This is a genomic window from Carboxylicivirga litoralis, from assembly GCF_025499605.1.
GTDB classification, from domain to species: Bacteria; Bacteroidota; Bacteroidia; order Bacteroidales; family Marinilabiliaceae; genus Carboxylicivirga; species Carboxylicivirga litoralis.
In genome coordinates this window covers 200,217-222,707 of the sequence record NZ_JAFMVC010000003.1, presented here as the reverse complement: position 1 = coordinate 222,707, position 22,491 = coordinate 200,217, and the positions used below count along the sequence as shown (strand labels likewise).

19 protein-coding genes are annotated in these 22,491 nt (G+C 41.0%); 4 read left to right on the top strand and 15 right to left on the bottom strand.

The window, feature by feature from the left end; genetic code table 11:
• Positions 1-13: 13 nt before the first annotated feature.
• On the bottom strand, positions 14-385 hold the full coding sequence (rsfS, locus tag J1N10_RS04715; protein ID WP_262325521.1) for a ribosome silencing factor: 372 nt from the start codon (positions 383-385) through the stop codon (positions 14-16).
• 208 nt (positions 386-593) lie between these two features.
• On the opposite strand from rsfS, the gene J1N10_RS04710 reads away from it, so the two are divergent.
• A complete protein-coding gene (locus J1N10_RS04710; RefSeq protein WP_262325520.1) occupies positions 594-1,343 on the top strand; it encodes a biotin--[acetyl-CoA-carboxylase] ligase in 750 nt (249 codons plus the stop codon).
• Between the two features lie 251 nt (positions 1,344-1,594).
• On the opposite strand, the gene J1N10_RS04705 is transcribed toward J1N10_RS04710, so the two are convergent.
• Entirely contained in the window at positions 1,595-1,999 is a 405-nt protein-coding gene (locus J1N10_RS04705; protein ID WP_262325519.1) for an SRPBCC family protein, read from the bottom strand.
• Between the two features lie 140 nt (positions 2,000-2,139).
• Positions 2,140-2,772 carry an orotate phosphoribosyltransferase gene (pyrE, locus tag J1N10_RS04700; RefSeq protein ID WP_262325518.1) on the bottom strand — a complete coding sequence of 211 codons (633 nt, stop codon included), beginning with the start codon at positions 2,770-2,772 and terminating at the stop codon, positions 2,140-2,142.
• Positions 2,773-2,815: 43 nt separating this feature from the next.
• On the opposite strand from pyrE, the gene J1N10_RS04695 reads away from it, so the two are divergent.
• Positions 2,816-3,397 carry an NUDIX hydrolase gene (locus J1N10_RS04695; RefSeq protein WP_262325517.1) on the top strand — a complete coding sequence of 194 codons (582 nt, stop codon included), beginning with the start codon at positions 2,816-2,818 and terminating at the stop codon, positions 3,395-3,397.
• 228 nt (positions 3,398-3,625) lie between these two features.
• Positions 3,626-4,294 (top strand): hypothetical protein, encoded by a 669-nt coding sequence (locus tag J1N10_RS04690; RefSeq protein WP_262325516.1) that lies wholly within the window; start codon positions 3,626-3,628, stop codon positions 4,292-4,294.
• An 81-nt stretch (positions 4,295-4,375) separates the two neighbouring features.
• Here J1N10_RS04690 and J1N10_RS04685 read toward each other — a convergent pair whose 3' ends face one another.
• From J1N10_RS04685 to J1N10_RS04655, 7 genes are all read right to left on the bottom strand, one after another.
• The gene (locus J1N10_RS04685; RefSeq protein WP_262325515.1) at positions 4,376-5,056 is read right to left on the bottom strand and encodes a c-type cytochrome; all 681 of its coding nucleotides are present in this window, start codon (positions 5,054-5,056) and stop codon (positions 4,376-4,378) included.
• Entirely contained in the window at positions 5,040-6,206 is a 1,167-nt protein-coding gene (locus J1N10_RS04680; RefSeq protein WP_262325514.1) for an envelope fusion protein, read from the bottom strand. The genes J1N10_RS04685 and J1N10_RS04680 overlap by 17 nt, the downstream gene beginning before the upstream one ends.
• A gap of 94 nt (positions 6,207-6,300) precedes the next feature.
• A complete protein-coding gene (locus J1N10_RS04675) occupies positions 6,301-6,816 on the bottom strand; it encodes a DUF3341 domain-containing protein (RefSeq protein WP_262325513.1) in 516 nt (171 codons plus the stop codon).
• A gap of 2 nt (positions 6,817-6,818) precedes the next feature.
• Positions 6,819-8,186: an NrfD/PsrC family molybdoenzyme membrane anchor subunit gene (gene nrfD, locus J1N10_RS04670; protein ID WP_262325512.1), complete on the bottom strand. Its 1,368-nt coding sequence runs from the start codon at positions 8,184-8,186 to the stop codon at positions 6,819-6,821.
• Entirely contained in the window at positions 8,186-11,149 is a 2,964-nt protein-coding gene (locus J1N10_RS04665) for a Fe-S-cluster-containing hydrogenase (RefSeq protein ID WP_262325511.1), read from the bottom strand. The genes nrfD and J1N10_RS04665 overlap by 1 nt, the downstream gene beginning before the upstream one ends.
• A 106-nt stretch (positions 11,150-11,255) precedes the next feature.
• On the bottom strand, positions 11,256-12,170 hold the full coding sequence (locus tag J1N10_RS04660; RefSeq protein ID WP_262325510.1) for a cytochrome c3 family protein: 915 nt from the start codon (positions 12,168-12,170) through the stop codon (positions 11,256-11,258).
• Positions 12,171-12,560: 390 nt separating this feature from the next.
• A complete protein-coding gene (locus J1N10_RS04655) occupies positions 12,561-13,670 on the bottom strand; it encodes an AI-2E family transporter (RefSeq protein ID WP_262325509.1) in 1,110 nt (369 codons plus the stop codon).
• Between the two features lie 200 nt (positions 13,671-13,870).
• Here J1N10_RS04655 and J1N10_RS04650 point away from each other — a divergent pair, with 200 nt between their 5' ends.
• Complete coding sequence (locus J1N10_RS04650; protein ID WP_262325508.1) at positions 13,871-14,677, top strand: ADP-ribosylglycohydrolase family protein; 807 nt, start codon at positions 13,871-13,873, stop codon at positions 14,675-14,677.
• An 87-nt stretch (positions 14,678-14,764) separates the two neighbouring features.
• Here J1N10_RS04650 and lon read toward each other — a convergent pair whose 3' ends face one another.
• The 5 genes from lon to J1N10_RS04625 form a co-directional block, all read right to left on the bottom strand.
• Positions 14,765-17,218, bottom strand: a complete 2,454-nt coding sequence (gene lon, locus J1N10_RS04645; RefSeq protein ID WP_262325507.1) for an endopeptidase La — start codon at positions 17,216-17,218, stop codon at positions 14,765-14,767.
• A 98-nt stretch (positions 17,219-17,316) separates the two neighbouring features.
• A complete protein-coding gene (locus J1N10_RS04640; protein ID WP_262325506.1) occupies positions 17,317-18,531 on the bottom strand; it encodes a putative sugar nucleotidyl transferase in 1,215 nt (404 codons plus the stop codon).
• A 238-nt stretch (positions 18,532-18,769) separates the two neighbouring features.
• Positions 18,770-19,030: a type B 50S ribosomal protein L31 gene (locus tag J1N10_RS04635; RefSeq protein WP_200464468.1), complete on the bottom strand. Its 261-nt coding sequence runs from the start codon at positions 19,028-19,030 to the stop codon at positions 18,770-18,772.
• A gap of 106 nt (positions 19,031-19,136) precedes the next feature.
• Positions 19,137-20,336 (bottom strand): GNAT family N-acetyltransferase, encoded by a 1,200-nt coding sequence (locus J1N10_RS04630; protein ID WP_262325505.1) that lies wholly within the window; start codon positions 20,334-20,336, stop codon positions 19,137-19,139.
• Positions 20,337-20,549: 213 nt separating this feature from the next.
• Positions 20,550-22,487, bottom strand: coding sequence for an OmpA family protein (locus J1N10_RS04625; RefSeq protein WP_262325504.1), 1,938 nt, complete (start codon positions 22,485-22,487; stop codon positions 20,550-20,552).
• Between the last annotated feature and the right edge of the window lie 4 nt (positions 22,488-22,491).

The following is a 22,491-nucleotide window of genomic DNA, read 5'->3' as shown; positions in this document are numbered from 1 at the left end:
GTTTACTTTCTAGTTAAAATAGGTTTTCTATATCAGTACGTTTGGCATCGGCCCACAGCCCTTCGAGGTTATAAAAGCCACGCTCTTCTTTATGAAAAACATGAACCACCACATCAAAATAATCGAGCAGCACCCAAAGTGCATTTTCTTTACCTTCAACGTGATTCGGCTTATCCCCCAGTTGCTTTCGTACATACTCTTCAACTCCATCAGCAATGGCATCAACTTGCGTTGTACTTTCGCCTTCACAAATCACAAAATACTGACAGATAGTGTTATCTAATTTCGACAAATCCAAGATAGCAATATTTGTGCCCTTCTTCTCCTGAATTCCTTCAACAATGGCATCTGCTAATTGTTTTGCAGAGTAATTCTCTTCATTCATTCGCAATCGTCTCTTATCTGTTGCTTTGTTTGCAGTTATATTGTTTGGATTAAAAGCATACCAGCTATAGGTTACACGCGTTTTACAAAGAAAACACCCAAAGGCATACTTTTGCTCAAAGATACTACTTTTAAAAAATTTTAAACACCTATTTTTGCCAAATAGACAAAGAGCCGCTTTAGCTGCCAATTTTTCACAATAAACTGTAATGATGACATATTCTGCTCCAGCGTTTTTAGTTTATCCTGAACTGGAATCCACCAATACTGAGCTAAAAAGGCTTCTTAACGAAAAAAAACTACCCGAATATAGTGTGGTTATCACACCTCATCAAACAGCAGGACGAGGACAGGTAGGCAATGGTTGGGAAAGCGAATTAAACAAGAATCTGACCTTTAGCTTATTGTTGAGACCAACATTTTTGGAACCTCACCTCCAATTTTATATTTCCAAAATTATTTCTTTAGCCATTGTTGATACGATTAAGCAAGTGGCTGAGATAGAGGCTTGCATTAAATGGCCCAACGATATTTATGTCAATGATTCAAAAATATGTGGCATTTTAATCGAAAACTCGATTTTGGGTTCACAGCTGGATTATTGCATTGCCGGTATCGGACTTAATGTTAGTCAGGAGCATTTTACATCAGATGCTCCGAATCCTATTTCGCTTAAACAACTAACGAGCAAGGATTTTAACCTTGAATTAGTTCTTGAGCAATTACTTGAAAACATTGAACAACGCTATCACCAATTGGAAATCAACCGACTGGACTTGATTAATAACGACTACTTTAATGCCATATACCGAAAAAATGGCTACCATGCATTTAGAGATGAAAAGGGTGAATTTGAAGCATGCATAGATACCATCAACGAAATGGGCTTGTTGACTTTAGTGGATAAAAGTGGCAAACAACGGGAATATGCATTTAAGGAGGTTAGTTTTGTGATTTGAGTCAGAAGAGGTAAGAAGTAAAGGATGAATGCTAAAACTAAACACGGAGACACTGAGGCGCAGAGTGTGTTTAGAGAAGAGATATGCGAGGTGAGTTCTGGGTTTCGGGTTCTGGGTTTGGATTTACCCCCTTCAGAATAAGTAATTAACTACAAACAGTTTGACAGTTTTATCAGTTTAACAAATAAACATTACTACAAGCCATCAGCTCCGAAAGTTGTCGAGGCAAGCTGACAGCTTACGACCATCTTTTAATACTGATGATTAGCTATGGCATCGCTTAATACTTCCAGAAACTTTTTGACGGGTTTGCTGGCCATCATTTTAATCATCGGATTCATATCGGCTTTGATGGTCAGCTTCACACGTGTATCGTCTTCGGCCTTTTCAACCAGTTGAATCCATAAAAAGAAGTTGAACGGTGTTTTACCTTCGGCCGTGTATTTAATCACTTTAGGCGATTCTTTATCCACAATGCGCAAACCAACTTCACCAACCGGGTCAATGGAAAAACGGCAGCTATCGCCAAACGATTGCCAGTTGTTGATTTTATCCTTGGGAATCACTTCGCCAAAATGGTCGAAGTCCGATAAAAAATTAAACATGGTTTCAGCCGGGTAAGCGGCTTTCTTTATATCGCTTTCAAAAGTTGTCATAAATTATAGATATTAGATTTAAGACAATAGACACAAGACTATTTACAGAACTTTAAGAAAAAAAGAGCAAGTCTAAATGAAGACCTGCTCAGAATTAATATTTTAAGCTGGCAGCCAGAAGCTATCAGCTATAAGCTTCATCATTTCTTCCAGCTGGCCGGGTCTTTGCGCCATTCCTGAAGCGTGGCTACATCTTCGGCTGAAACATAACCTGATTCGCTGGCAAAAGGAATCATTTCCTGGTAAGAACTTAATGTTGTCAACTCAACACCGACTTTCTCAAATGCTTCAGTAGCTACAGGAAATCCATAAGTAAAAATGGCCAACATACCCAACACTTCGGCACCGGCTTCGCGAATGGCTTCAACAGCTTTCAAACTACTGCCACCTGTCGAAATCAAATCCTCAATCACCACTACTTTTTGTCCAGGTTTTAAATCACCTTCAATCAGGTTGGTTAAACCATGACCTTTAGCTGCCGAACGCACATAAATAAAAGGCTTGTTGATGGAGTCAGCCACCAAAGCGCCCTGAGCAATAGCACCTGTTGCCACACCGGCAACCACGTCTACTTCAGGATATTTTTCCAATACTAAACGCGCAAATTCCAACTTGATAAAGTCGCGTACTTCAGGGTACGAAAGCGTTTTACGATTATCACAATAGATAGGTGAGTTCCACCCCGATGCCCATGTAAACGGGTTTGCAGGTTGCAATTTAATTGCCTTAATTTGCAACAGCTGTTTGGCTACAATTTCCGCTAATTTTTCCATACCGCAAATGTATAAAGTTTTTTTCAAGGATAGAACTCTTTTTTTGACTGATAATCTGACTTCAGACCTCTCCGAAAACTTTGATGCCCTGCACAAGTATACTTCTCATCATGAGTTGCAACAATTTATCGAAACCTTTGAGCAAAACGAACATTTAAAGGCAGGATATGTCTATGGTCGTAAGAAAGATTTTTTACTGGATGCGCTAAAGAAGTGCTATAAATTTATAACTGCAGCGGGTGGCTTAGTTGTTAATCCTAATAATGAATTTCTTGTCATCCACCGATTAGGCGTTTATGACTTACCCAAAGGCAAGTGCGAGCCAGGTGAAACATTCCGGAAAACAGCCATTCGTGAAGTGGAAGAAGAATGCGGTTTAGACAATCTCGTGATTCGCCACCCACTACTTTCCACCTTTCATACATACGAACAAAAGGGAGTGCATTATCTGAAAGAAACAGCCTGGTTTTTTATGGATTATTTTGGCTTTGAGCAACCTATTCCACAAACTGAGGAAAACATAGCTTCGGCTGAATGGATGAAGGAAAAAGACTTGACGAAAGTGTACCAAAGCACTTATCCATCCATATTGGAAGTATTTGAAAAAGCCGGTTTCCCAGTTTAGCGTTTGGGGTTCCAAATTTCGTTTTATCCTCAAGAAATACGGATGTCATCTTTCTTGGGCAGAACACAATTAAAGATGACATCCTTTCGGAGTCGACTCAACAAATTAACGAATCTGCAAATCAACAATTCTCATCCTGTTAATATCTTGTTAGTTAATATTAGCATTCAATCATTTACATCGTTGTAACAATCGTTTAAATTCGTAACAACATTAAATACCCAAATAATGTCGTTACCGGAAAATACATCACCTGAGCACAAGCTGCAGCTTCGTGTGGACGAATTAAACAATGAATTATCCCGACAACGGGAAATATCACAAAAACAAACAACCAAAATTGGTAATTTGCGCCTGTGGTTTTATTTCACATCTGTTTTTTCTTTAGCCTTATTCTCAATCTTATTCCTGCAAGGATTTATAAGCATACCTGGCCAGCAAACTTCCAGTCAATTAATGCCATTGGTGGATACGGTTTACATCGAAAAAGCAATCAACATTGATTCTCTGGAAAAGATTACCTATAACACGCATAAGGCAGCACTGCCTAAAGATGATTATGATGGCATTTTATTTGCCATTCAAATTGGTGCTTATAAAGATTTAGATTTGAGTGCCTACAAAGACAACATGTTGGGTTTGAAACAAGATACTTACGACAGTATCAACCAATTTACTTTAGGCGAATTCATTGACTATGAAGAAGCCCAGGAATTTCTGACTATTATGCAACATATGGGCTTTGAGCAGGCACATATTATGTCATTTAAAAATGGATACCGCATCAAATTAGAGAATGCATTAGCCATGCGTCCAAAACTTATAACTACTAATAAAGAAGCTGACAAAGGCTTTATAGAAGCCAATGATGAACGTTTTGAGCTAATGGCTCAATAAGGGAGACAGGGTATAGCAGGAGAAAAAGAAAAGCCCAATTGAAATTTAATCAATTGGGCTTTCTTTTAGAGTCAATTTTAGTTATGACTTTTCTTCATCAGTCACTGTTTCTGCAACATCTTCGCTCACATCAGTTTCAGCACTAGCTTCCGCTGCAGCTTTTTGAGCAGCTTCATCGGCTTTTGTATGCAATTCCTCACGGATGTATGACACAATTTTCCAACGTTCATCCGGTAATATTTGAGCACCGTGAGCGCCCATTACACCATAACCAACAGTTATCACCTGGAAAATTTCGCCATCCGGGTTGGTCCTTATCTTTTCTGAATTTAAATCGGCAGGCAAATACAAGTATTTTTGTGAGGTATATAAATGCCCTTTACCATCGCCCATGTCACCATGACAATGCAAACAGTAAATATCATACAGTTGCTTACCTTCATCTAAAACAGAAGCATCACCAGCATAAGGATTGTCCAGCTCCTGACCTGCCCAGGTTCGGTTCACATCTGTTTTTTCAAAATCATACGGTATCATTTCACGAGGCACCGTGCCTTCAACCGGCAACTGATTAGTACGGCCATTCTCCCAGTTAGGGTTTGAGGTATAGGTCTCGTAAGCCTGCGATTGCTCCATATCAGGAAAATAACTATACCCTGGCTTGTTTCTATTCTTATCACAACTTGTAACCAATACCAGCAACACGGCTGATAAACCCAGGTATTTAATCGGTCGTAAATACGTTTTATCGAATATTGTCATAATCAAAACTCTCTTTAAAGAATGGATGGTTTTCAGGAACAACAGGCGCTTTGGCAAAGTTCGTAAAGAAAACATACAAGAAAATACCAGCTACTAAAACAGTCATGCCAATTTCCAGTATACCAAACTCGGCATGGCCTATTGCACCAGGCATAATGGCTAAATACACATCAATCCAGTGACCAATAAATACAATGGCGGCGGCGGCAATCAACCAGTTTAACCGGCGTTTGGTGCCACGCGCCATCAGAATAAGGAATGGCGCCAGGAAGTTAATGATGACATTACCATAAAACAACGCTTCAAAGTCCTGGATGCGCTTCACATAATAGATGGTTTCTTCGGGGATATTACTGTACCAGATTAGCAGGTATTGCGACACCCAGAGGTAGGCCCAAAAAATACTGAATCCAAACAGGTACTTTCCTAAATCGTGTAAATGTTCGTCGTTAACATGTTCCATATAGCCCATGCGCTTTAGCACAAACAAGAGAACGATGATAATCGCTACCGCAGACACAAACGTACTAATGAACATGTACCAGCCGAACAATGTACTGAACCAATGCGAATCAATGGACATAATCCAGTCCCAGGCCGATGTAGAACTTGTTACTGCGAAGATAACTATGAATATACCAGCAATAGTCCGTTGTTTATTGAATAATCGGATATCATCATTGCTATCCGTTTTAAGCGATGTTTTACGGAACCAAATAACCAATAAACTCCAAATGACGATATAAGCGACTGTCCGGATACTAAAGAATATTGGATTGAGGTAAGGGGCTTTCCCTTGCAGAATCTCATCCAGATGCTCAGTATGACTCCAGTGATAAATATCGTGCATGCCCACCAACACCAATAGCATCAACACACCACCAACTGGCACATACATGGACATGGCTTCGGGAATGCGCTGCACCGCAGTGTGCCAACCTGATTCGCCCAGCACGTGCACAATGACAAAGAATCCGGCACTCATGGCAATGGCAATAAAGAAAAAGCCATTAAGCAACACATTAGCCCAGATTCGATGTGTATGGTCCAAATTCATCGCCACGCCAGCCACGGCTAACACTGCACCAATGACCATCATCGCGATTAAAAAGGATTTTATCTTTTTTGAAAATTCAAATGACTTATACATATTTCAAATAATTAGTATCAAGATTCGAGTATCAAGTATCAAGATTTTAAAACATAAAAGTCTTGTGTCGTTTGTCTTGTTACTTATATCTTATTTAAACTTCATGATGTTTCACCCCTTCAGCACCAGCTGCCTGTAATTCGGATTGAAGCGCTTCACTGTTGCCTCCCTTTACTTCAAGCAAAATCTGAAAACGGTCGTTGGTCACTTCTTCATCGAATATAATAGTATCGGCCCCCGGCCCCAGCTTACTGCTAATCAGAAAACCAAACACCAGCGCAAAAGCAGCCATCAACACGGTCAACTCAAATGTTACTGGTATAAATGAAGGCACCGATAAATAGGGTTTACCGCCAAAGTTCAAGGGCCAGGCTTCGGTAAAAACCCAGGCCTGAAAACCAAAACCAATAGCGGCCCCAACCACGCCTGCAATAAATCCGGCACGGGGTAAGCGCGAACGACGCATCTTCAACACCTTGTCCAGTCCATGAACCGGGAAAGGCGTGCGCACATCGGCAATCTCAATATTTTTTTCCTGTAAGGCCTTGATTCCATCAACCAAATCCTTATCATCCAGATAATAACCTGAAACAAAAGCTTTCTCTGCCATAATTACTTTCCTTTCTTAATAAACTTTTCGGTTGATGTTTTTAAGACGCTCTTCACCTCGGCGATAGCTATCACAGGGAAGAAACGAATAAACAAGAAGAACAGGGTAAAGAATAATCCGAAGGTTCCAATATAGATACCAACTTCTACCCATGTTGGTGAATACATGCTCCAGCTCGATGGCAGGAAGTCGCGATGCAGTGACGTGACGATAATAACGAAGCGTTCAAACCACATACCAATATTCACAAAAATGGAAATAACGAAGGTGGCGGCGAAGCTGCGGCGTATCTTTTTAAACCAGAATAGCTGCGGCGTAATCACATTACAGGTCATCATAATCCAGTAGGCCCACCAATAAGGTCCGAATGCCCGGTTAACAAAAGCATACTGCTCGTAAACCACACCTGAGTACCAGGCAATAAACAGCTCGGTAATGTAAGCTATACCAACAATCGATCCGGTGGCGATGATAATCTTATTCATCGATTCCAAATGCGACTTGGTAATATAATCTTCCAGGTTGATGGCCTTGCGTGTAATGATCATCAGCGTTAATACCATGGCAAAACCTGAGAATACCGCACCCGACACAAAGTAGGGCGGGAAGATAGTGGTGTGCCAGCCAGGTATCACCGAGGTAGCAAAGTCAAAACTTACGATGGTGTGCACCGACAAAACAAGAGGAGCAGCCAATCCGGCCAATATTAAACTCATGGATTCGTGACGAGCCCAGTGACGGGCTGAACCTGTCCACCCAAAGCTCAGGAACCAATAGATTTTCTTTTTAATACCTTCCTTCAGGCGGTCGCGAATGGTGCCGATATCCGGAATCAAACCCATGTACCAAAACAATAATGAAACGGTCAAATAGGTTGAGATAGCAAACACATCCCATAACAAGGGCGAGTTAAAGTTCACCCATACATCGCGTGTGTTTGGATAGGGAAAGATAAAGAACCCCAAAGGCAATCGTCCCATGTGAATCAAGGGGAACAAACCGGCACACATTACAGCAAAAATGGTCATGGCCTCAGCGCTGCGGTTAATGGAGGTACGCCATTTCTGGCGGAACAATAACAGGATGGCTGAGATAAAAGTACCGGCGTGACCAATACCTACCCACCATACAAAGTTGGTGATGCCCCATCCCCAACCGATGGTTCTGTCCAACCCCCAGGTTCCAATTCCATCCCATACGGTGATAAAGATGGAGAACAGTCCGAATCCCAGTGCAATCAATGCTAGTGTTAAGCCACCAAACCATAGTTTGCCAGGCTTACCGGTCATCGGGGCGTATATATCCTCGGTAACTTTTGTGTAGCTTTTTTCTCCGCTAATGAGCGGCTCTCTTACTGGTGATACGTACATTAGCTTAGCGTTTTATTTTTGTCTTTATTTCTTACTTTCGATAGGTAGACCACTGATGGCAAGGTGTGCAACTCTTCTAACAATCCATATTGACGAGCATCCTTCAATAATTGAGATACTTTGCTGTTTGGATCATTCATATCGCCAAAAGTGATGGCATCGGTCGGGCAGGTTTGCTGACATGCCGTTTTAATTTCACCATCCGCCAACTGGCGACCATCTTTCTTGGCAGTCAGTTTCTTATCCTGAATACGCTGAATACACATCGAGCATTTTTCAATCACCCCCTTGGCACGAACCGTTACATCAGGATTCAACACCATGCGTTTCAGATCCAAAGTCATACCTGCCACATCAACACGATTATTAGGAATGGTATCAGCTCCTGTATAATCGTACCAGTTGAATCGACGCACCTTATACGGACAGTTGTTATTACAATAACGTGTCCCGATACAACGGTTATAAGCCATCTGGTTGATACCTTCGGAGCTATGGTTAGTAGCCGCTACAGGACACACGTTTTCACAAGGTGCATTATCGCAATGCTGACACATCACCGGTTGGCGAACTACCTCCGGATTATCTGTATCACCTGAATAATAGCGGTCTAAACGAATCCAGTGCATCTCATGTGAACGACGTACTTCGTTGCGTCCAACCACAGGCACATTGTTTTCAGCCGAGCAAGCGACCACACAGGCATTACAGCCAATACACGAATTCAGGTCAATCACCATTCCCCAATGATGGCCTTTGTACTCATGCTCGTGATATAAAGAGGTATGTAGTTTTTCAACTTTTTCGTGCATCTCGTTGCCTGATGCCGGATTTTCCAGGTACTCGGCAATGGTTGTCTCCCGCACTAAAGCGCGGCCTTCCATCGAGTGGTGCGACTGTGTGGCCGCCAACTCATATGTTGAACTGGTTGCAGTGGCCTCTACTTTTGGCACTAGATAAGAACGATGCCCATTGTTTAAGGTAACAAAAGGATACACATTTTGACCCAAATCGCTGGCCACGCGCCCTGCATTGGAGCGCCCGTAACCAACAGCAACAGCCAACGTGTTGCGTCCCTGACCAGGCTGAACTAACACAGGCAGTTCAACACCATTGACCTCCACCACATCGCCTTGTGTCCATCCGCGGAGCGCAGCAAAAGCAGGTGAAACCGACACATAGTTGTCCCAGCAAACGCGGGAAACAGGTTCGGGTAACTCTTGTAACCAAGGATTATTGGCCAATGTGCCATCGCCCACAGGTACATTCTGATACAATACCAGTTCGAGGTCGTTGCCCGATTGACTGGTACTATTGACCTTAAGAACAGACGCCACATCAGCTCCAATATAACTAACACTTTCAGAAGCCTTGCCAGCGTCGGCCACAATACCATCGCGCAGGCTCACTTTCCAAAAGGTTTCAAACTGCTTACCTTTAGCTAATTCAGCGGTATAAATATTCTCTTTCCAGAAGAGTTTAAGGTAATCGTAATAAGTTCCGTCGAAACCAGCCCAGGCCATCAGATTCTCTTGTGCAGTACGCGTTTTAAACAACGGTCGAATAGCGGGCTGCATTAGGGTGTAAACGCCTTTGACTAACTCCGTATCATCCCAGCGCTCCAAAAAATGTGGCGCCGGCAACTGATAATTACAAAACAAGGCTGTTTCGGTTTGTTGCGATTGAACGGCGATGCGAAGCGGCACTTTCTTAATGGCTTCCTCTGTTCGACCCTGAAGTGGCGCATGATACACCGGATTGGTTTCCCAGAATAGAACGGCACCAACCTTGTCAGATTCCATGCGCGTCAATAAAGCCTCGTAAGCTTTGTCGTTGCCCTGATATAAATTAACAGGTTGATCAACCAAAACCGTCTGCCCAATATTTTGTAGCAAATGATTGATTTCAACCACCAGGGTTTGGATATCAATATTATTGGTACCGGAAACCACCAACGATTGCCCTTTGGCAGCTGCCAACTCATCAGCCACTTTCGCAATGGCTTCAGGTGCTTTCACCGCCGGAACACTGAGTCCCACCTTTTGTGCTAATTCGGAATACAGAGCAGCGAGGTAATACGCTTCGTCAACTGCCGGCATTGGTACCCGCTCATCTGCATTAGAGCCGGTTAAAGTCATGATTGGTTCAAACTGAATATGACGCATCATTTCGCGCTGCCCTCCAGTTAATTTTCGAGCCGCTGCATACTGACGACCAAAAACTGTTGGCTGTAACCAGGTTCCCAGGAAATCAGCATTGAATCCAACCACCAACTTCGCTTTATCAAATCGGAACGATGGTAGAATGGCTTCTCCAAAACCTTGTTTATAAGCTTCGCGTAAAGCCGAATACGAATAAGCATCAAAGGTTTCGTGAACCACAAACGGGTACTTAGCGATAAAATCAGCGATCAGCTTTTTGGTCGAAGGGCTGATAACACTTGAAGTGACAATGACAAATTCTTTGGAGGCATCCCAGTTGGTTAAGGTCTCGGTTAATTGCGCATCCACATCTTCCCATCGAATGGGGTTGCCGTCTAATGTAGGCTGCGCCGGACGCGACTCATCATATAAATTTAATAAGGAAGCCTGCACACGTGCCGAAGCAGAACCACCCGTCATCTGGCAAAGGTCATTTCCTTCTATTTTTATAGGTCGGCCATCGCGCACTTTAACAAGGATTGGCACCATTTCGGCTCCATCGTAAAAGGTTGATGCGTAATAATTAGCTGTTCCGGGCTTTACTTCCTCAGGTTGTATCAAATAGGGGATGGCTTTCTTGACAGGTCGTTCACATCCAGCTAATACGGCTGCCGATGCAATACTGAAACCGAAATACTTTAAAAAGTCACGTCGGGTATTTTTAGACGAATCTGTATCAGAAAGTACCACCGAAGACTTTTTCTCTTGCGGAGCTTCTTCAGCAGGCAATAAGTCTTCAAGGCTTCTCCAGTATTCTTTCATATTACTTTTTTTAGTATTAAGACTCAAGACAATGGTATCAAGATTATTTTACGTCTTGTATCTTTTATTTGCCCCGATAGCTATCGGGGTTAAATCTCTTTATTTATTAATGGTGACATTTCATACAATCGTTAGCGCCAATATCAGCTGCCTGAATAGAGTCTCGAACACCTTCAGCCAAGTCTTTATGTAAAGCTTCGAAGGTTTTGTAATAGTCGTTTCCTTTAAAATTCACATTGGTTTCTTTATGACAATCGAGACACCAGCCCATCGACAAATCATGCTCCTGCTTAAGAATGTGCATTTCTTCCACGGCACCGTGACACTCCTGACACTCCCGTTTTCCCACGTTAACATGTTGTGCATGGCTGAAGAATACATGATCGGGTAAGTTATGAATGCGCACCCATTCAATGTCTTTATTGTTCTCGTAGGCATCCACCACCTTGGCAATTTCGAACTGTCCTGAGTGAGAACCATTTCGCACCACCTGATGACAATTCATACATAAACCGGCACTTGGAAGCCCCGCTGACTTGCCTTCATCGGCATTGGAGTGACAATACAAACAATCGATTTTATTATCGCCAGCATGTACCTTATGGGAGAATTTGATTGGCTGGTCGGGCATATAACCTTCACTACGCCCAAGATCAATGGTCTCATGTGCGACAATCTTTAGCTGAAATGCAAGACCAAAAATGATAATCAAAACATGAATTGCTTTGTAAGGAATCTTCTTGGTGAAAAATAAGTCCACCAGTGCAAAAGTCATTAAACCACCAAAAAGCAAGAAGATTAAAAGTTTATTAATAGATAAAGGCTCATCTTCGATACCCGTATCTGCCAATTGCTTTAAATAACCCTGCAAATGAAAAAGTTGTTCATCATCCAACTGATACTTAACATGCACTTTTTCGCGCATTGCACCCGAAGGTGTTAGTAAATGTTCTTTAAAGGTTGCCAGATCCATTTCTGCAGCCACTTTAGCCATTTCAACAGCCGAGGGGTTCCAATTCATAGTATCAGCTGAATACATCGTGTGACAAGACACACAAGAATTTGAACCGTCACCGGTCGGAATTAAACCATAAAAAAGTCGCTCTCCAACTTTAACATCTGGTTCAGGTCCATTACCTTTTGCATGCATTGTTGCTATGCCCGCAAAAAACTGCAGCATAAAGAACAACGCGAAAAAATTTAAGATTTTTTTTCCATGGGACCTGGATAAAGTCTCTACCATAATTTGCCAATATTTATCATTGAGAATACTTAAAGAGGAATTTAACGCCCTGCGCTCCTCAAATCCTTTTTAAACTTTATTGTTATTTTTTAACACTTCAGTCTTCAAACATTGATAACGATTCAGTGGTAAAATTGTTTAGTGGATAATCATATTATTTGAGACCTTTTATTCTCTTATTTTTTCAGTAAGTTTTTGCACCAACTTATAATTAAAGAAAAATTCCTTGGCAATCACCCGAATAATAGTGTAAACAGGAATAGCTAAAAACATACCTATTATACCAGACATATAGCCAGCGGCCAGAATTAGAATGAATATTTCAAGCGGATGAGCACGCACACTGGCCGAAAAAATAAAAGGCTGAAAAATAATATTGTCCAAGAGCTGTACAATTAGAAAGACAATAAAAACACCAAACATATATGGCAGAAAGTCGGGCGCTACTGGCATTTGTACATAAACAACCAGAGCGACCAAAAAACCAAAGAATGCCCCAATCAATGGTCCCATGTAAGGAATAACATTAACAAAACCGGCAAACAAACCGATGATAACAGCATGCTGAAGTTCCATACCTACCAACGCCAATCCCAGGGTAACAAATAAACTGATTAGCGTTATCTGAATGATGATACCAATAAAATAACGACGAAGCAGTGTTTTAATAGATGCCAAAGCATGCTTAATACCTTCCTCATACTGGTTTGGTATAAATAGCAGTAGTCCTTGTACGATCAGCCATTCTTCTTTTAAAAAGAAAAATGTAATAAACGAAACGCTAAAAGCGAATATAAAAACTCCACCAAGGAAGCTTGCCAGAGAGGCAGCCAAATCACGTAAGCGAGAAAAATCGAAGAATGTTAGAGCTGTTTCTTTAATCTGATCTTGCACCACTTCAAGCCCTGCCTTGCCAAACTCTGTTTGTTTTAAAGGGCTAATTAATGAGCCCAGTAACCGTTCAGCCGTGTCGAACACAGCGTCGAGATCGACATTAGATAAGAAGTGAACTTCCTTTACAATAAACGGCACACTCACTCGAAAAAAAAACAGTATAAAAACCCATAAAGTCAAAACTGTTATTAAGGCTCCTAAGGTATTTGATGGATGCCACTTTCGTATCCTGATTTTTTTGATAATATCAAAGATGGGGCGAGCAACTAACGACAAAACAGCCGATACAATCAAAAAAGATACAACAGCTCTAAAATACCAAATCAACAGAATTGATAATGTTGCAACAACGAGCCAGATGATATATTTTAGTCGTTCTCCCATTTTTACAGCTTACTGATATATAAGCACGTGAAATAATCTAGTAAAATCAAGCTTACAGACCGAAATAATCCAGCAATTAGTCAAATAAATCGATTCGTTTATCACCATTAACCATACATTAACCATAAGATAAAGTCGATGATATCATAAGCCACGATGTAAACACTATTTTTACCACTCCAACACCTAACGAATTACATATGAGAGGAGCAATTGTAGGCGATATCATAGGCTCGGCTTTTATCGATTCGCCACAACCGGCAATAAATTTTCAACTATTAAAACCATTCTCGGCTTATACCGACGATACTGTATTAACCATCTCAACAGCAGATGCAATTTTAAAAGGTAAACCCTACTGCGATACTTTAAAAGAATGGACACGTGCATACCCCAGAGCCGGTTATCAACCGCAATTTTTGGAATGGGCCTTATCCAATAAAATAAATGAAACATACCATAGCACTGGCGATGGTGCTGCGCGAAGAGTTAGCCCTATTGGCTTTGCCGCACAATCATTAGATGAAGCCCTGAACGAAGCTCAAAAAGCAACCACCATCACACACCCTGATGAAGCTAAAGTAAAAGCTTCTCAAGCACTTTGCGGAGCTATTTACCTGGCCAAAACAGGTCATAAAAAAACGCAAATACGAGATTTTCTGGTTACTAAAATGGGATACCAGCTACCTGAAACATTATCAAAGGATTGTAGTTTAACCGAAAAATACCAATCACCTGTTCCATGTGCAATTATGGCTGTACTGACTTCCGAAAGTTTCGAAGAAGCCATTCGGCGAGCTATCTGGCTTGATGGACCAAGTAATACGTTAGCTGGCATAGCAGGCGCTGTAGCACAAGCTTATTATAAGCACATTCCGAAATCAATTATTCGTAAATCGTTATCGCGTTTGTCTCCAGAATTAGATAATTCGCTTAAAACGTTTGAAGATAAATACTGCTCTAATCTACTTTTCCAGAAGAAAGAAATACAAATTAATTTTCACTAATACCCAATTGTTTTTTGACAATTATTATAAACAACAAAAGGCACCAAGCTATTGAACTTGGTGCCTTTTTTTATCGTCTATTTCGTTTTAAGAAATCTCTAACGGATTCTTCACTTTCTCATCCAGCAACGCCAGCTTTAATACATCTGACACTTCTTTAACAAAGTGAAACTCCAATCCTTCCAAATAGATATTGTTGATTTCATGAATATCTTTCTCGTTTTCCTGCGAAAGAATAATATCAGTAATACCGGCCCGTTTAGCCGCTAAAATTTTCTCTTTAATACCTCCTACCGGCAACACCTTTCCGCGTAAAGTAATTTCACCAGTCATAGCTAGACGAGCGCGCACTTTACGTTGTGTAAACGCTGATGCCAAAGATGTGACCATGGTTACTCCAGCCGATGGACCATCTTTTGGAATAGCTCCTTCAGGTACATGAACGTGTACATTCCATTCGTCAAAGGCCTCGGTTTTAATGCCCAGCTTATCAGCATTGGCACGCAGGTACTCAAGCGCTAATAAAGCTGACTCCTTCATCACATCGCCTAAGTTACCAGTTAAGGTTAATTTTCCTTTTCCTTTACTCAAGCTGGTCTCCACAAACAGAATCTCACCTCCTACTGCCGTCCAGGCCAAGCCGGTAACAACACCAGCCGTAGAGTTATCCTGCCATTTGTCTTTTGAGAAGCGAGCTATTCCCAGATATTCAGCTACATCTTTAACCGCTAATGTCTTCTTCAACTCCTCATCCTTGGCAATCTTTAAGGCAATCTTACGAAACAACTTAGCCAACACTTTATCCAGCTCCCGAACACCTGATTCACGTGTATACGACTCAACGATATATGACAACACCTTTTTGCTGACAGAGATGGTGCCTTTCGGAATACCATGATTCTCCATCTGTTTTGGTAACAAATGGCGCTTAGCAATCTCTGTTTTCTCTTCAAGGATATAACCACTTACATTGATTAACTCCATACGGTCAAGCAATGGCTGTGAAATGCTTCCTAATGTGTTGGCTGTAGCCACAAACATGGTTTTCGACAGGTCGAAATCGACTTCCAGGAAGTTATCGTGGAAATGCTCATTCTGCTCAGGATCTAACACCTCTAACAACGCTGCTGAAGGATCGCCATGTGCACTTGAATTAACTTTATCAATCTCATCCAGGATAAAAACCGGGTTAGCTGCACCTGCCTTTTTAATACTTTGGATAATACGACCAGGCATAGCGCCAATATATGTTTTTCGGTGACCACGAATCTCTGCCTCATCGTGCACACCCCCTAAAGACATACGAACATACTTACGCCCCAACGACTCGGCAATGGATTTACCCAATGATGTTTTACCAACTCCCGGAGGGCCATATAAACAAACGATTGGCGATTTTAACTCACCCTTTAACTTTAAAACGGCCAAGTGCTCAAGTATGCGCTCTTTCACTTTATCTAAACCGTAATGGTCACGGTCTAAAATACGCTCAGCACGATTTAAATCGTAGTTATCCTTGGTGTATTCGTTCCATGGTAAATCAATTAGTGTCTGCAAATAATTGTGCTGCACAGAGTACTCGCCGGCGGCAGGGTTCAGGCGCTGCAATTTATCCAACTCTTTCTTGAATAAATCCTTTACCTCTTTGCTCCACTTTTTCTTTTTAGCCTTTTCTTTCAGGTCTATTATTTCCTGCTCGATAGGACTTGAGCCTAATTCATCCTGGATGGTTTTGATTTGCTGCTGCAACATGTATTCGCGCTGCTGCTGATCAATATCCAGCTTTACTTTGCTCTGGATGTCGCTCTTCAACTCTTGCATCTGCACCTCACGTGCCAAATGCTCAAGCAATAACATTCCCCTGTCAAACAGGCTATTCTTATCTAATAATTCCTGTTTTTCATCCACACTAATTTCTGAATTAGAGCAAACGAAATTAATCAGGAAACCATCATTTTCAATATTCTTAACAGCAAACGATGCTTCGGGTGGCACATTAGAATTAGCCTTAATCACACGAAGTGATAAATCTTTGATAGAACTAACAACCGCCTCAAATTCATTGCGTTGCTTTTCGTCCTTCTCGTCCTCAAGACCTTTCACCTTAGCCATGTGGTAGGGCTCATCAGTAACCATTTCTTCAAGCTGAAAGCGCTTTTTACCCTGAATAATAACCGAAGTAGAGTTATCAGGCATTTCCAACACTTTGATAACCTTAGCAACCGTTCCTATCTCAAATAAATCTTCTCGCTCAGGATTATCAACCTTCACATCTTTTTGGGCAATGGCTCCAAAAACACCTTTCGATTTTTGTATTTCACGTATTAATTTCAAAGATTTCTCACGCCCAATAGAAATAGGAATGATTACTCCCGGAAATAAGACCGTATTTCGTAGTGGTAAAATTGGCAAGATGTCAGGCACTTCAAAAGCACTGACATTTTGTTCATCTTCATCCGTTACAATCGGAATAAACTCAGCATCAGATTCAAAAACATCAGACATCAACACTTTATCTAAACCAAATTTATTATTATCCATATCTTAATTCTCTATATCACTGTCATTAAATGACAAAATGTCGGCAATTCAATACGAAACTTACCGCTTCCCTTATAGTCAATTGGCGTGCCAAAAAGTTAGCGCAACGACGCTCGGTATTTTTGAGTAAAATTAAAGACTTCTTCCAACACCTGCACGTCTTCTTCTTTTAATTCAACATGACGTCGTGCCATGGCCATTCGTCCTGTTTTTTCAACGGCTTTCAGTTGATTAACCTTATAACCCTGAGGCCCTCCAATTACAAATGACGGCACAAAGTTACGTGGAAATCCACTGCCGAAGATATTGCTTCCAACCCCGACAACCGTTCCTGAGTTAAAAGATGTGTTAATGGCGCAGCGCGAATAATCACCCATTACCAAGCCACAAAACTGAAGTCCTGTTTTTCCAAAACGCTCCGTTGAGTAATCCCACAACTTCACCATGGCAAAGTCATTCTTCAAATTTGATGTGTTGGTATCAGCTCCGAGGTTACACCATTCACCCAATACCGAATCACCTAAGTAGCCATCGTGCACTTTATTGGAATACCCGGTTATGACTGTATTACTTACCTCTCCTCCAACTTTTGACCAAGGGCCAATAGTAGCTCCTGGCAATATTTTAGCACCCATGCTAATCTGCGATGACTCACAAACGGCAATCGGACCACGCATCATGGCCCCTTCCAGTATTTTGGCATTTTTACCAATATAAATTGGCCCATCTTGTGGATTCAGATAGCAATACTCCACTTCTGCACCTTCTTCGATAAATATCTGTTCGGTGATTTGTGGATTTTTATGAGCCCCCACAACCGTCACCGTTTCATCAATAGGCTGCGATTGCCTGCCTTTAGTAATTAACTTAAAATCTTGCTTAATCTCATCCTGGTTATGCGGAATGAGCTTATAGATTTTATCAATCAACGTAAAATCACCTTCATATTCAACAACAGCAATTGGTGCATAATCACCTGAGGTAATAACCTCTTTTAAATCGGCACCACCACGCGCGGCTATTAACTCTCCTTTTTGAAACAATGCCTGACCAACATCCAGCTTTTTAACAGCCTCCACCAATTTCTGGTTCGGTAGAGTCGATGCCGATATATACAGGTTGTCTTCAGCCAGGATAAGCTCAAACTTATTGGCCAGCTTTCCTGATGTTAGGTAACTACCAATTCCATTGAGCCAGTGTTCCCACTTTTCTTTTATACTTAAAATACCAATGCGAATAGCAGCCTGAGGTCGCGTGAAACACAAAGGCAGCATACCTTCACGATATTGATTATCAAAGAGTATTAAATTCATTGGATGCGATTTTATTCAATAATAAGCATAAAAGATAAGCACCGAGGCGCAAAGGCGCAGAGTTATTTTTGAGTCATATTAGAAAACTCTGCGTCTCTGTGTTAAGTTTTGCGTTTGCAAAATGCTTTATCATCATACTTATGCACAATTACGAATATTCAAGAAAGCAATTTACGATTATTGTAAAAAAAAAGCTTCGGAAATTCCGAAGCTTTATATTTTTGTCTCCAAGCGTTAATTATTTACGCTTATCGAAATGCTTTTGGTATCTGCTCATGAACTTATCTACACGTCCTGCAGTATCAACAAGTTTCATCTTACCTGTATAAAATGGGTGAGAAGTACTTGAAATTTCTAATTTAACCTGAGGATATTCAACTCCGTCGATTTCAACAGTATCTTTAGTGTTAACAGTAGAACGAGTGATGAACGTATCCCCATTTGACATGTCGGTAAAAGCTACCAATCTGTAATTGTCTGGATGAATGCCCTGTTTCATTGCTATATAATTTTATTCTTTAATTTTCTAGTTCGTATCGGGCTGCAAAGGTAAATTATAAATTTTAACCTGCAAAGCTTTTAATGTATTTAATCTCTGAAATTTATCATTCTTTTTCACTTTGCGCATTATACTTTGTGTCTACAGGTATTGCTGTGGCACGCACTTGAGCCTTTTTTTTGTTATTAAAAAGATAGCGATATGTTATGTGCTTTTTTCCAAAAGTAGCACCCATTGACTCTTGCAAAACACGCATTTTTGGATTGAAATCTCCCACCCACGACAGCTCCAACTCTTTGAGGTGTGGATTTTTATCAACCGCTCCTTTTAAATGCCAGAATAGGCCCGACTCAATGCCTGAACGTTGAAACTTTGGTACTACGCCTAAAATAACGACACGCGCCCGCGTCATGTATTTATTCCGTTTCATATATAGAAAACGGAGCTTATTCCAAAGATTCATTTTACCATTAAAATATTTTAAAATCTGATTCACATCAGGGAATAACACAATAAAACCAATGGGTTTACCCTCATGATAAGCATACCAAATTAAGTCTTCCATCATAAAAGGTTTGGCTTTCATCATGGTGGCCTTCAACACCTTTTTATCTATTGGCGTGAAATTTTCGTGAAAACGCCAGGCATCGTTATAAACGGTTTCGAAATCATCAATAAAGCGATCGGCTTCTTTAATCTTAAAGTGCTTAAACGAAAACCCTTCTTTTTTAACCACCCAACCGGCAATCTTCCAGAAGCGTTCAGGGAATGGCACCGTCAAATCCAGGTGATTGGTGACTTGCTCAAAATAGGTGGAGAAACCGTAGGCTTCAAAAAAGTTCTTATAGTAGGGTGGGTTGTATTGCATACCAAAACCCGGCTGTGAAAATCCTTCCACCAGGCACCCCCAGAAATTATCGTTCTCACCAAAATTAATGGGACCATCCATGGCCTCCATCTTATTTTCTTTTAACCATTCCTGTGCCGTGTCAAACAGTTTAAAAGCAGCCTCCTGGTCATTGATACATTCAAAGAAACCCATACCTCCGGTTGGCTGCTCAAATCCTTCGGCTTTTTTATAGTTAATGAAGGCAGCAACACGTCCTATGACTTGTTCGTTGTTATCAAGCAAAATAAAACGAATAGCTTTTCCATGTCCCCAGTAACTGTTTTGAGAGCTATCAAACACTTCATCGATCATCCCATCCAATGGACGCACATAAGCATCGTCATCTTTGTAGATGGTATCAACCACATCTAAAAACAGTCTCTCGCTTGGCTTATCTGTAACTTCAAGTATTCTCATTCAATCGGTGATTAATAAAATGGTGAGCCTTACGACTCACCACAAAATTATACGATTTAATGAATTTTCCTAACACATCAGGTTGCAATCGCAATTTCATACCCTTCGTCCTGTTAACTCCTGCCAACAGAAGTTCTTTCTTCTACCTCCCGATTAAGTATTGGCACCACGTCCGCTGGCTCCGTTGCAGAAACAATTTTAGCAGGCTCGGGGTCAATCTTCTCCAATCACCTTTAATTCCGTTCGTCGATTACGTTGATGCTCTTCCTCCGAACAATCGGCGGGATTTGGACAAGGCACAATGGGTTTTGTTTCGCCATATCCTTTAGCAACCAGGCGAGTTGAATCAATACCTGATTCCACAAAGTAATCCACTACAGATTGAGCTCTTCGCTCAGATAAGCGCATATTGTAAGCTGCACGCCCCCGGTTATCGGTATGCGCACTTACTTCAATATTGATAGATGGATTATCCTCCAGCCATTTAATAATATAATTAAGCTGCACCAATGAGGTATCGCGTAAGGACGCCTTATCAAAGTCGTAATAAATCTCCTCCAACTCAACCGATGTTCCTTTCTCAATTTTTTGAATCGGGATCCGCCAGTTAACACATGCTTTTTCTAAGCCTTCTGTTGAAAAATGTGCATTTGAAGTAAAATAACCACTATGACTTACAATCGCTTTATAGGTTCGATCAGGTTCGATTACATATTTAAATACGCTGTCGTTCATAATTTCTATGGCCACCAGATAATCCCCAGATATTGTATCAATCATCTCAACATCTGGCTCTGGAAGCGTTATATTTGTTTTTGAATCATAGACCGACACTTCTGCACAGAATTCAGGTTCGGGCTTTACATCGACCCATATATAAATATCATCGTTTAAAGGATCTTCTCTATTTGAGGAAATGTAGCCCCGTTGATCGCCTTGCGTAGCAAAGCCAAAATCATCGGCCGGTGAGTTAATAGGGTAAGTAAAGCTAGTTATTTCAGTAGGTTTATCTTTTATTAATGTGGTGTGGTACACGTCTAAGCCTCCAATGCCTGGCCGACCATCAGAAGCAAAATAAAGAATGTTATCATTTAAATAAGGAAATAATTCCTGTTCTGAGGTATTGATTTCCGGTCCCAAATTGACCGGCGGTGTCCAAGAGTCAGCAACCCGATGAGACAAATAAAGATCTGACCCACCATAACCGTCGGGTCGATTGGCTACAAAAACAAGTGTTTTACCATCTTCAGAAACCGTTGGGTGCCCGGTTGAGAACTCATCACTGTTATACGGGAACTCCCGTTCATTGACAATATCACCATTGACAATATCTGCCATAAATAATTTCAAAACGGTTGTCCCCTCAGCACTCTGACCAGCTTTTTTACCCAACAGACTCCTTTCTTGAATATTGCTTCTGGTGAATATTACTTTTGTATCATTGTCATAAAATGCTAATGGCCCTTCATGATATCGTGTTTTAAGACCGTTAAATTTCTCTGGTTTGGTATAAGTAACACTATCTATTGGCTCCGAATAATAGAGGTTTAAATAATTGATCTCATCACTCTTAAACCACCGTTTAATATTGGGACCATTAACCCGCGAAGAAACAAATACCACTCCATTCTGATAATAGGTTGGTGAAAAATCACGATATCCTGAATTGAAAGCCGCCCGGTTAACCTGATAATTAGCCCCTTCCTTGGTAAAATCTGGCGCACTCATAAACTGTTTCATTCGTGAAATGCGACTATTATTCATCACACTCTCATTCAAATACTGAGAAAACCAATAACTCGCTTCATCATATTGCTGATTAGAAGCCAGAATCTCCACAAAGAAATACATCTGATTACTATTTAGTACATACCCTCCACTTACTAACTTCTTAGCCCAATATTCGGCATCTTTCAAATCGCGCATCTTATAATAGCACTGTGCCAATCTTAACTTAATAGCACTGGAGATAGTGTCTTCTTCATAGGCATTTTTGAAGTGCTTAATAGCAATACGGTAGGCATAACGTTTGTAATACTGCTCACCTAGTTCAAAATTAGCATTGTATTTATTTGGCTTAACATTTTCCTGCCCCAATAGTAAGGAAGGCAGAAGCCACAGAATTAGCAATATATATAATGTGTGTTTCATATTC

What these genes read in the sequence shown, in the direction of transcription:
- rsfS (WP_262325521.1), bottom strand. Translation starts at nt 385, where the DNA reads ATGAATGAAGAGAATTACTCTGCAAAACAATTAGCAGATGCCATTGTT.
- J1N10_RS04710 (WP_262325520.1), top strand. Translation starts at nt 594, where the DNA reads ATGATGACATATTCTGCTCCAGCGTTTTTAGTTTATCCTGAACTGGAA.
- J1N10_RS04705 (WP_262325519.1), bottom strand. Translation starts at nt 1,999, where the DNA reads ATGACAACTTTTGAAAGCGATATAAAGAAAGCCGCTTACCCGGCTGAA.
- pyrE (WP_262325518.1), bottom strand. Translation starts at nt 2,772, where the DNA reads ATGGAAAAATTAGCGGAAATTGTAGCCAAACAGCTGTTGCAAATTAAG.
- J1N10_RS04690 (WP_262325516.1), top strand. Translation starts at nt 3,626, where the DNA reads ATGTCGTTACCGGAAAATACATCACCTGAGCACAAGCTGCAGCTTCGT.
- J1N10_RS04685 (WP_262325515.1), bottom strand. Translation starts at nt 5,056, where the DNA reads ATGACAATATTCGATAAAACGTATTTACGACCGATTAAATACCTGGGT.
- J1N10_RS04680 (WP_262325514.1), bottom strand. Translation starts at nt 6,206, where the DNA reads ATGTATAAGTCATTTGAATTTTCAAAAAAGATAAAATCCTTTTTAATC.
- J1N10_RS04675 (WP_262325513.1), bottom strand. Translation starts at nt 6,816, where the DNA reads ATGGCAGAGAAAGCTTTTGTTTCAGGTTATTATCTGGATGATAAGGAT.
- nrfD (WP_262325512.1), bottom strand. Translation starts at nt 8,186, where the DNA reads ATGTACGTATCACCAGTAAGAGAGCCGCTCATTAGCGGAGAAAAAAGC.
- J1N10_RS04665 (WP_262325511.1), bottom strand. Translation starts at nt 11,149, where the DNA reads ATGAAAGAATACTGGAGAAGCCTTGAAGACTTATTGCCTGCTGAAGAA.
- J1N10_RS04660 (WP_262325510.1), bottom strand. Translation starts at nt 12,170, where the DNA reads ATGAATTGGAACCCCTCGGCTGTTGAAATGGCTAAAGTGGCTGCAGAA.
- J1N10_RS04655 (WP_262325509.1), bottom strand. Translation starts at nt 13,670, where the DNA reads ATGGGAGAACGACTAAAATATATCATCTGGCTCGTTGTTGCAACATTA.
- J1N10_RS04650 (WP_262325508.1), top strand. Translation starts at nt 13,871, where the DNA reads ATGAGAGGAGCAATTGTAGGCGATATCATAGGCTCGGCTTTTATCGAT.
- lon (WP_262325507.1), bottom strand. Translation starts at nt 17,218, where the DNA reads ATGGATAATAATAAATTTGGTTTAGATAAAGTGTTGATGTCTGATGTT.
- J1N10_RS04640 (WP_262325506.1), bottom strand. Translation starts at nt 18,531, where the DNA reads ATGAATTTAATACTCTTTGATAATCAATATCGTGAAGGTATGCTGCCT.
- J1N10_RS04635 (WP_200464468.1), bottom strand. Translation starts at nt 19,030, where the DNA reads ATGAAACAGGGCATTCATCCAGACAATTACAGATTGGTAGCTTTTACC.
- J1N10_RS04630 (WP_262325505.1), bottom strand. Translation starts at nt 20,336, where the DNA reads ATGAGAATACTTGAAGTTACAGATAAGCCAAGCGAGAGACTGTTTTTA.
- J1N10_RS04625 (WP_262325504.1), bottom strand. Translation starts at nt 22,487, where the DNA reads ATGAAACACACATTATATATATTGCTAATTCTGTGGCTTCTGCCTTCC.